Annotated in this window: 10 protein-coding genes; 3 read left to right on the forward strand and 7 right to left on the reverse strand. The window is 72.8% G+C overall.

Annotated features, from left to right (window positions below):
• Nucleotides 1-79: 79 nt before the first annotated feature.
• Together ACFVIU_RS15215 and ACFVIU_RS15220 are read right to left on the reverse strand one after the other, a co-directional pair.
• Nucleotides 80-1,699 carry an ABC-F family ATP-binding cassette domain-containing protein gene (locus ACFVIU_RS15215; RefSeq protein WP_385842899.1) on the reverse strand — a complete coding sequence of 540 codons (1,620 nt, stop codon included), beginning with the start codon at nucleotides 1,697-1,699 and terminating at the stop codon, nucleotides 80-82.
• A 65-nt stretch (nucleotides 1,700-1,764) separates the two neighbouring features.
• Entirely contained in the window at nucleotides 1,765-2,415 is a 651-nt protein-coding gene (locus ACFVIU_RS15220) for a histidine phosphatase family protein (RefSeq protein ID WP_385842900.1), read from the reverse strand.
• 52 nt (nucleotides 2,416-2,467) lie between these two features.
• Here ACFVIU_RS15220 and ACFVIU_RS15225 point away from each other — a divergent pair, with 52 nt between their 5' ends.
• The 3 genes from ACFVIU_RS15225 to ACFVIU_RS15235 all read left to right on the forward strand — a co-directional run bounded on the left by ACFVIU_RS15225 (nucleotide 2,468) and on the right by ACFVIU_RS15235 (nucleotide 5,132).
• Nucleotides 2,468-3,964 (forward strand): bifunctional phosphatase PAP2/diacylglycerol kinase family protein, encoded by a 1,497-nt coding sequence (locus ACFVIU_RS15225; protein ID WP_385842901.1) that lies wholly within the window; start codon nucleotides 2,468-2,470, stop codon nucleotides 3,962-3,964.
• Nucleotides 3,965-4,097: 133 nt separating this feature from the next.
• Complete coding sequence (locus tag ACFVIU_RS15230; RefSeq protein ID WP_385842902.1) at nucleotides 4,098-4,919, forward strand: class I SAM-dependent methyltransferase; 822 nt, start codon at nucleotides 4,098-4,100, stop codon at nucleotides 4,917-4,919.
• Between the two features lie 42 nt (nucleotides 4,920-4,961).
• Complete coding sequence (locus ACFVIU_RS15235; RefSeq protein ID WP_385842903.1) at nucleotides 4,962-5,132, forward strand: hydrophobic protein; 171 nt, start codon at nucleotides 4,962-4,964, stop codon at nucleotides 5,130-5,132.
• A 7-nt stretch (nucleotides 5,133-5,139) separates the two neighbouring features.
• On the opposite strand, the gene ACFVIU_RS15240 is transcribed toward ACFVIU_RS15235, so the two are convergent.
• The 5 genes from ACFVIU_RS15240 to ACFVIU_RS15260 are packed head-to-tail and all read right to left on the reverse strand — an operon-like array spanning nucleotide 5,140 to nucleotide 8,018.
• Nucleotides 5,140-5,430 (reverse strand): gas vesicle protein K, encoded by a 291-nt coding sequence (locus tag ACFVIU_RS15240; RefSeq protein ID WP_385842904.1) that lies wholly within the window; start codon nucleotides 5,428-5,430, stop codon nucleotides 5,140-5,142.
• On the reverse strand, nucleotides 5,427-5,648 hold the full coding sequence (locus ACFVIU_RS15245; RefSeq protein ID WP_385842905.1) for a gas vesicle protein: 222 nt from the start codon (nucleotides 5,646-5,648) through the stop codon (nucleotides 5,427-5,429). The genes ACFVIU_RS15240 and ACFVIU_RS15245 overlap by 4 nt, the downstream gene beginning before the upstream one ends.
• Nucleotides 5,645-6,523, reverse strand: a complete 879-nt coding sequence (locus tag ACFVIU_RS15250; protein WP_385842906.1) for a GvpL/GvpF family gas vesicle protein — start codon at nucleotides 6,521-6,523, stop codon at nucleotides 5,645-5,647. Before ACFVIU_RS15250 ends, ACFVIU_RS15245 begins: the two co-directional genes overlap by 4 nt.
• Nucleotides 6,520-6,879: a gas vesicle protein gene (locus tag ACFVIU_RS15255; RefSeq protein ID WP_385842907.1), complete on the reverse strand. Its 360-nt coding sequence runs from the start codon at nucleotides 6,877-6,879 to the stop codon at nucleotides 6,520-6,522. Before ACFVIU_RS15255 ends, ACFVIU_RS15250 begins: the two co-directional genes overlap by 4 nt.
• Nucleotides 6,876-8,018, reverse strand: a complete 1,143-nt coding sequence (locus ACFVIU_RS15260) for an SRPBCC family protein (RefSeq protein WP_385842908.1) — start codon at nucleotides 8,016-8,018, stop codon at nucleotides 6,876-6,878. Before ACFVIU_RS15260 ends, ACFVIU_RS15255 begins: the two co-directional genes overlap by 4 nt.
• Between the last annotated feature and the right edge of the window lie 101 nt (nucleotides 8,019-8,119).

Raw genomic sequence — 8,119 nt, forward strand, 5'->3', positions numbered from 1 at the left:
GGGGGGGGTGTGTGGGGGCGCGGGGGGGGGGGGGGGGGGGCGGGGCGGCCCCCCCCCACCCCGCGTTGGTTCTTCTGTCCTACCGGACCCGCTCCACCCGGCGTTCGTCCCAGACCGGTTCGGGGGTCTCGCGGACGCGGCCGTCGCTGCCGAAGACGAGGAAGCGGTCGAAGGAGCGGGCGAACCAGCGGTCGTGGGTGACGGCGAGGACCGTGCCCTCGAAGGCCTCCAGGCCTTCCTGGAGCGCCTCGGCGGATTCCAGGTCGAGGTTGTCGGTGGGCTCGTCCAGCAGCAGGGCGGTGGCGCCGGCCAGCTCCAGCAGGAGGATCTGGAAGCGGGCCTGCTGACCGCCGGACAGCCGGTCGAAGCTCTGCTCGGCCTGCTGGGTGAGTTCGTAGCGGCGCAGCCGGGACATGGCCGCGCCCCGGTCCTGGGCGTGTTCCTTCCAGAGGATGTCGAGCAGCGTGCGGCCGGCCAGCTCGGGATGGGCGTGGGTCTGCGCGAAGTGGCCGGGGACGACCCGGGCGCCGAGCTTCCACTGTCCGGTGTGGGCGACGTCCTCCCCCGCGAGCAGGCGCAGGAAGTGCGACTTGCCCGAGCCGTTGGAGCCGAGGACGGCGACCCGTTCGCCGTAGAAGACCTCCAGGTCGAAGGGGTGCATCAGGCCGGTCAGGCCGAGTCCGGCGCAGGTGACGGCGCGGACGCCGGTGCGGCCGCCCTTCAGGCGCATGGTGATGTCCTGCTCGCGCGGCGGCTCGGGCGGCGGACCGGCCTCCTCGAACTTGCGCAGCCTGGTCTGGGCGGCCGCGTACCGGGAGGCCATCTCGTGGCTGACGGCGGCGGCCTGGCGGAGGTTGACGACGAGCTTCTTCAGCTGGGCGTGTTTCTCGTCCCAGCGGCGGCGCAGCTCCTCGAAGCGGGCGAAGCGTTCGCGGCGGGCCTCGTGGTAGGTGGCGAAGCCGCCGCCGTGCACCCAGGCGTCGGCGCCGGCCGGGCCGGGCTCGACGGAGACGATGCGCTGCGCGGCGCGGTCGAGGAGCTCCCGGTCGTGGGAGACGAACAGGACGGTCTTGCGGGTGGTTTGGAGCTGTTCCTCCAGCCAGCGCTTGCCGGGGACGTCGAGGTAGTTGTCCGGCTCGTCGAGCAGCAGCACCTCGTCGGTGCCGCGCAGCAGGGCCTCCAGCACGAGCCGCTTCTGCTCGCCGCCGGACAGGGTGCGCACCTGCCGCCACTGGGCGCGCTCGTACGGCATGCCGAGCGCGGCCGTGGTGCACATGTCCCACAGCGTCTCGGCCTCGTAGCCGCGTACCTCGGCCCAGTCGGAGAGTGCCTGGGCGTAGCGCAGCTGGGCGGCCTCGTCGTCGACCGTCATGATCGCGTGCTCGGCGGCGTCCACGGCCTCGGCCGCGGCGCGGATCCCGGGCGGGGCGACCGAGACGAGCAGGTCGCGTACGGTCGTCTCGTCCCGTACGGAACCGACGAACTGCCGCATCACGCCGAGGCCACCGCTGACGGTGACGGTGCCGCCGTGCGGCTTCAGCTCCCCGGAGATCAGCCGCAGCAGGGTGGTCTTGCCGGCGCCGTTGGGTCCGACGAGGGCGACGGCGGTGCCCTCGCCGACCCGGAAGGACACATCTCCGAGGAGGGTCCTCCCGTCGGGGAGGTGGTACTCGAGATGCGCGGCTTCCAGGTGTCCCATGGGGCGGAATTCTCCGGGGTGACCGGGGACGGAGGCAAACGGGTTAGGGGGTCGGGGGGCGGCGGTCAGGGTCGCAGTGGTTCGCCCGTGGGCCCCGGCTCGCCCGTCGGGGCGATGGTGGCGCCCTGCCAGCTCAGTGCCGTCCAGCCGTCGGCCGGGGTGCCCTCCAGGGTCACCACGCCGGTGTTGGCGAGGGGGCGGGCGGCGGCGAAGGAGACGCCGATGTTCCCGGCGCGGGCGGCGGTCCACACCCGGATGGCGGCGCCGTGGCTGACCATGGCGACGGTCGAGGCGCCGCTCGCGTGGGCCTCGGCGATCACGGCGTCGTAGCGGGCGAGGGCCTCCTCGCCGCTCTCCCCGCCGGGAACGCGCAGCGCGGTGTCGCCGGCCGCCCACGCGAACACCGTGCGCAGGAACAGCTCGCCGCCCGGGGAGTCGCCGGGCTCCCTCTCCAGATCGCCGGCGGACAGCTCGCGGATCCCGTCCCGGACCAGGACGTCCAGGCCGCGGACGGCGGCCAGCGGGGCGGCGGTGAGCCGGGCGCGGATCAGGGGGGAGGCGTAGACGGCCTCGATGTCCTCGTCCGCGAGGGCCTCGGGCAGCTCGGCGGCCTGCCGTTCGCCGAGCGGGGTCAGGCCCGGGCCCGGCGCGGTGGTGTCGAGCAGGCCCCGCACATTGGACGGGGTCTCGCCGTGGCGGACGAGGAGCAGGCGCATCCGACGGTCCCCTCCGACGCAGGAAACGGGCACTTCAGGGTAGTCGCTCCCCATGAGCCCAGATGTGGATCTGACTGTTCCGAAGGCCGGCCGGCACGCCCTGCGCGAGCGGCTGCTCGGCCTGGACGCCCAGCTGTTCGAGTCGGCCGCCGCCTGGCACTGGCCCGGGGCCGAGCGCGTGCTGCCGAGGCTCAGCCGGAGCGCCAACCACGGGGTGCTGTGGGGGGCGACGGCCGCCGCGATGGCCTGGAGCCGCACCCCGAGGGCGCGCCGGGCGGCGGTGCGGGGGCTGGCCTCGCTGGCCGTGGCCTCGCTGACGATCAACACGATCGGCAAGCGGTCGGTGCGCCGGCCGCGCCCGGTGCTCGATCCCGTCCCGCTGGTACGGCGGCTGCGGCGGCAGCCGATCACCACGTCCTTCCCGTCCGGGCACTCCGCGTCGGCGGCCGCCTTCGCGTGCGGGGTCGCGCTGGAGTCCCCGGCGTGGGGCGCGGCGGTGGCGCCGGTGGCGTTCTCGGTGGCGATGTCCCGGGTGTACACGGGGGTGCACTTCCCGAGCGATGTGCTCGCGGGGGCGGCGCTCGGGGTGGGCGCCGCCTTCCTGGTACGGCGGCTGGTGCCGACCCGCACCCAGCTGCGGCGGCCCGCCCGGCCGCGCTCCGCGGCGCCCGCGCTGCCGGAGGGCGAGGGGCTGGTGGTGGTCGCCAACCGGGCCTCGGGCACGGCGGACCGGGTGCGCGCGCTGCGGGCGGCGCTGCCGCGGGCGGAGGTCGTGGAGTGCGCGCCCGAGGACGTCGGGGCCGCGCTGGCGGACGCGGCGGCGCGGGCCCGGGTACTGGGGGTGTGCGGCGGCGACGGCACCGTGAACGCGGCGGCCCTGGTCGCGCTGCGGCACGGTCTGCCGCTGGCGGTGCTGCCCGGCGGCACCCTCAACCACTTCGCGCACGACCTGACGGTGGAGGACGAGCGGGCGCTGGCCCGGGCGGTACGGCACGGGGAGGCGGTCCGGGTGGACGCGGGCCGGTTCGTCTGCGACGGCACGGAGGGGCTGTTCCTGAACACGCTGAGCCTCGGCGTGTATCCGGAGCTGGTGCGCGAGCGGGACACCTGGTCGTCCCGGATCGGTGGCTGGCCGGCCGGGGTGCTGGGCGCGCTGCGGGTGCTGCGCGCGCACCGGCGGCCGCTGCAAGTGGAGGTGGGGGACGAACGCCGGGCGCTGTGGCTGCTGTTCGTCGGCAACGGCGTCTACCACCGGGTGGGGCTGGCGCCGGGCCGCCGTACGGATCTGGCGGACGGGCTGCTGGACGTGCGGGTGGTGCACGGCGGCCGGCGGCCGGCGCTGCGGCTGCTCGCCGCGGCCCTGGCGGGCCCGCTCACCCGGTCTCCGGCGCATTCCGCGGTGCAGGTGAACCGGCTCCGGCTGTCGGGCGTCGCGCCGGGCACGCCACTGGCCTACGACGGCGAGGTGACGGCGGTGTCGGGCGAGGTCACGGTGGAGAAGCTGCCGGAGGCCCTGACGGTCTACCGCCCGCTGCGCACGCGGTTCTGACGGCCCGTCCACCCCGAACTGACGCTCTGTCAGTCCGCATGACGAAACGGGAGTCTCACCATTCGGCATGGGCGCGTACGGTGATCCGTATCGCCGGCCGCTGCGGCCGGTACGACGACAAGGGGGCAGCGTCATGCCGAAAGCACAGGAGACCGCCGTCTACACGCACGGCCACCACGAGTCGGTGCTGCGTTCGCACACCTGGCGGACCGCCGCCAACTCGGCGGGCTATCTGCTCGGCTCGATCAAGCCCCATATGAAGATCCTGGACATCGGCTGCGGCCCGGGCACGATCACCGCGGACCTGGCGGAGCTGGTCCCGGACGGGCACGTCACCGGTGTCGACCGGGCGCCGGACGTCCTGGAGCAGGCCCGCGCCACCGCCGCCGAGCGCGGCCTGGCCAACGTCGACTTCGCGGTCGCCGACGTCCACGCCCTGGACTACCCCGACGACACCTTCTGCGTGGTCCACGCCCACCAGGTGCTCCAGCATGTCGGCGACCCGGTGCAGGCGCTGCGCGAGATGGTGCGGGTGACCCGACCGGGCGGGTTCATCGCCGTACGGGACGCGGACTACGCGGCGATGACCTGGTACCCGGAGCTGCCCGGCCTGGACGACTGGCTGGACCTGTACGAGCGGGTGGCCCGGGCCAACGGCGGCGAGCCGGACGCCGGGCGGCGGCTGAAGGCCTGGGCGCTGGCCGCCGGGCTGCGCCGGATCACCGCGACCACCGACACCTGGACCTTCGCCACCGCCGAGGAGCGGGCCTGGTGGAGCGGCCTGTGGGCGGACCGCACCCTGGCCTCCGCCTACGCCGGGCGGGCCGTGCGGGGCGGTCATGCCACGGAGGAGCAGCTGCGGGCCGTATCGGAGGCCTGGCGGGAGTGGGGGCGGCGCGAGGACGGCTGGTTCGCGGTCCTGCACGGGGAGATTCTGTGCCGAAAAGAAGCCTGAACCGCGAATTTCTGGAAACCCGGAATGCAGGAGGTTCACACTATGGTTCCCATCCTGCTGGTACTGCTTCTCGCGCTGATTCTCTTCGGCGTCGGATTCGCGGTAAAGATTCTGTGGTGGATCGCGCTGGCTGTCCTGGTCATCTGGCTGCTGGGATTCCTGGTGCGCAGTACGGACGCGAGCGGCGGCAGGGGTCGCTGGTACCGATGGTGACCTGAGCTCAGTCACGCGGAAGCAACGGCCCGAGCGGCCCGAGGTCCAGATTGAGGTCCTCGGGCCGCAGTCCGTAGCGGTCGCACAACTCGGTCATCCGCTCCTCCAGGAGCATCAGCGTGAGCCCGATCCGCTCCTCCTGCGCCTCGGTCAGCTCACCGGTGTCGAACCGGCGCACGGCCTGCCGTTCCATCAGCTGGCGCAGCAGTTCCACGACCGTGAGCACGAGTTTCACCAGGTCCCGTTCGACGGTGTCGGGTTCCAGGTCGAGCCGGCGCGTCCGGTCGGGCGGGGTCACTCGGCCTCCTCGATGGCTTCGGGTTCGAACGGTTCGAACGGTTCGAAGGGGGACGGGACCGACCGGTTCACCGAGCTGATCAGTGCGTTCAGGTCGATGCGGACCAGGTCGACGTCCGCGATCCGCAGGGTGATGTCGCCGGTGATGACGACTCCGCCGGCCAGCAGCCGGTCCAGGAGGTCGACCAGCGCGATCTCACGGCGCTCGATGACGGTCACGGCCGCCCCTCCCCCGTTTTCTCACGCCTTTCGGCGCCTGTTTCGCCGCGCGTTTCCCCGCCCTTTTCCACGCTCGTTTCTTCGCCCGTTTCCTCGTCCTTTTCGGCCTCGGGCGGCCATCCGGTGAACGAATAGGCGGCCCAGGGGCCGGTGAGTTCCACCCGGATTCCCGGTTCCTCGTCCTTCGTGCGGTCCACCAGTTCCACGAATTCCTCGGAATGCGCCCGGGGGACGAGATAGGCGGCGTTCAGCACATTACGGCCGGGCGCCGCGGACAGCGCGGAGTTCTGCGGGGGGTGCAACCGGGAGTCCTCGGCGTGCCCGGACAGCCGCTGGTGCAGGGAGTGCGCGAACGCCTCGGCGCGCTGCCACCGCTCCTCGTGCGCATGGGTGTGCGCGCGCCGCCGGCGCAGATAGTCGCGGCCGCTCGCGGGCCGTGCCGCGGCGGCGGAAACGGGCTCGGCGGACTCGTCCGACCCGGGTTCCAGATACAGCTTCACGCCCCACTCGACCCGGCCCTCCAGCCGGTCGAGAACCTTCCGGAAGTCGTTCTCACGGGCCTCGATCATCACGCGAACGGCGCTGTCGTCCCGGAAGACGGTGGCGAGCCGCAGCGGCAGCGGGGTGGTGACCGTGGTGAGCGCGTCGATCACGCCCTGGTGGGCGCGGGCGGTCCCGGACAGCCAGTCCAGGTCCTCCAGGTGGGCCTTGAGCGCCTCCTCGCAGAAGTCGGCCTCCGGGACCGTGCTGACCACGGCGACCAGCCCGTGGTGGCGCAGCAGCGCCGGCGGGGCGCCCCCGATGCCGCTGAGCTGGGATTGCAGAGGCTTTTCGAAGGGGCGGCAGACGGCATACACATACCGCAGTCCGGTCATGGTGCCTCCTCCTTCGGCGCCCGGCCCGGCTCCAGCTCCTCGAGCCGGGCCAGCCGTTCCTTCAGCTCGGCGTTCTCCCGGGCCAGCTCGTCGCGGCGGGCCCGGGAGGAGAGTGCGGGGTCGCTCTCCCACCAGTCGATGCCCATCTCCCTGGCCTTGTCCACCGAGGCGACGATCAGGCGCAGTTTGATGGTGAGCAGTTCGATGTCGAGCAGGTTGATCCGGATGTCGCCCGCGATGACGACACCCTTGTCGAGCACGCGCTCGAGGATGTCGGCGAGGTTGGCGCCGCCGCCCTGCCCGTAGGGCTCGGGGAAGCGGCTGCCGGAGTCGCCGAAGCGGCTGGGGGTCGTCATCGACGGCTCCCGCCTCCCGCGTACTCGGGTTCCTCTTCCTCTTCCTCTTCTTCCTCGTCGTACTCGCCTTCGGGCGCTTCGTCCTCCTCGTACTCCTCCTCGGGCTCCTCACCCTCCTCGGCCTCGTCCTCGTAGGGCTCCTCGTCCTCGTCCTCGTACCGGGGCTCGCCCCCGTCCTCCTCTTCCTCCGCTTCCTCCGCTTCCTCGGGCGGCTCCTCGGCGCCCTCGTCGTCCCGCTGCTCCTTCTCCTGCTCCTCCTCGGCCAGGGCGTCCTCGTGGCTCCGCACCACCTCGCCGTCGCGGATCTCACCGCGCCAGGCGTCCTCCGCCTCGCCCTTGAGGGTGATGAAGCGGGCGAAGTTCTTCAGGTCCAGCCTGACCCGGCGGCCCTGGGCGCGCCAGATATTGCCGGTCTTCTCGAACAGACCGGTCGGGTAGTACTCGATGACCAGCAGGACCCGGGTGAGGTTCTCCTCCAGCCGATGGAAGGAGACCACGCCCTTGGTGGTGCCCTTGGCGCCCTCCGACGTCCACTGGATGCGGTAGTCGGGTATCTGTTCGGTGGTCTGCGCCTTCCAGCTGCGGCTGGACAGGAAGATCTTCGCCTGCCAGTCGGAGTGGGTGTCGTCGGAGCGGCTCGCGCTCTTCACGCCCTTGGCGAAGCCGCTGAAGTCCTTGTACTGCGTCCACTGGTCGTAGGCGGTGCGCAGCGGTACGCCCACGTCGATGGACTCCATGATGACGGTCGGCTTCTTGCCCGCGCCGCCCTTCTTGCCCTTGCTCCCACCCAGGCCTTTGACGGCGTTCATCACGTTCTCCTTGACACGGGAGCCGCCCAGTTCCAGGGCGGTACGCAGCGGCCCCTTGCCCTCGGCGAGCTTGCGCCCGCCGTCGAGCGCGAGCCCCGCGAATCCAGGGCTCTTGCCTTCGGCGATGTCGTTGAGCTTGCCCGTGGTCTCGCCGAGCTTGCGGCCGAGGCCGGTGAGCATCTTCGTGGCCTGGGCGGCCAGGAAGTCCTGGGCCTCCGCCTTGAGCCGGTCGGCTGCCTCGCTGTGGGCGAGGCCGGCCAGCGGGTTCTCCTCGGCCGCGTCCCTGGCCTTGCCGGCCGCGGACGTGGCGGATCCGACAGCCTCGGTCATCGGTCATCGCCGCCCTTCGACTGCCCCGAGGAGCCCCCCCGGGGGGCGGCCCCCGCCGCCCCCCGCGCCGGGGGGCGGGGGGGCCCCCCCCGGGGGGGGGG

The sequence above is a fragment of the Streptomyces sp. NPDC127190 genome, from assembly GCF_042672505.1.
Taxonomy (GTDB): domain Bacteria; phylum Actinomycetota; class Actinomycetes; order Streptomycetales; family Streptomycetaceae; genus Streptomyces.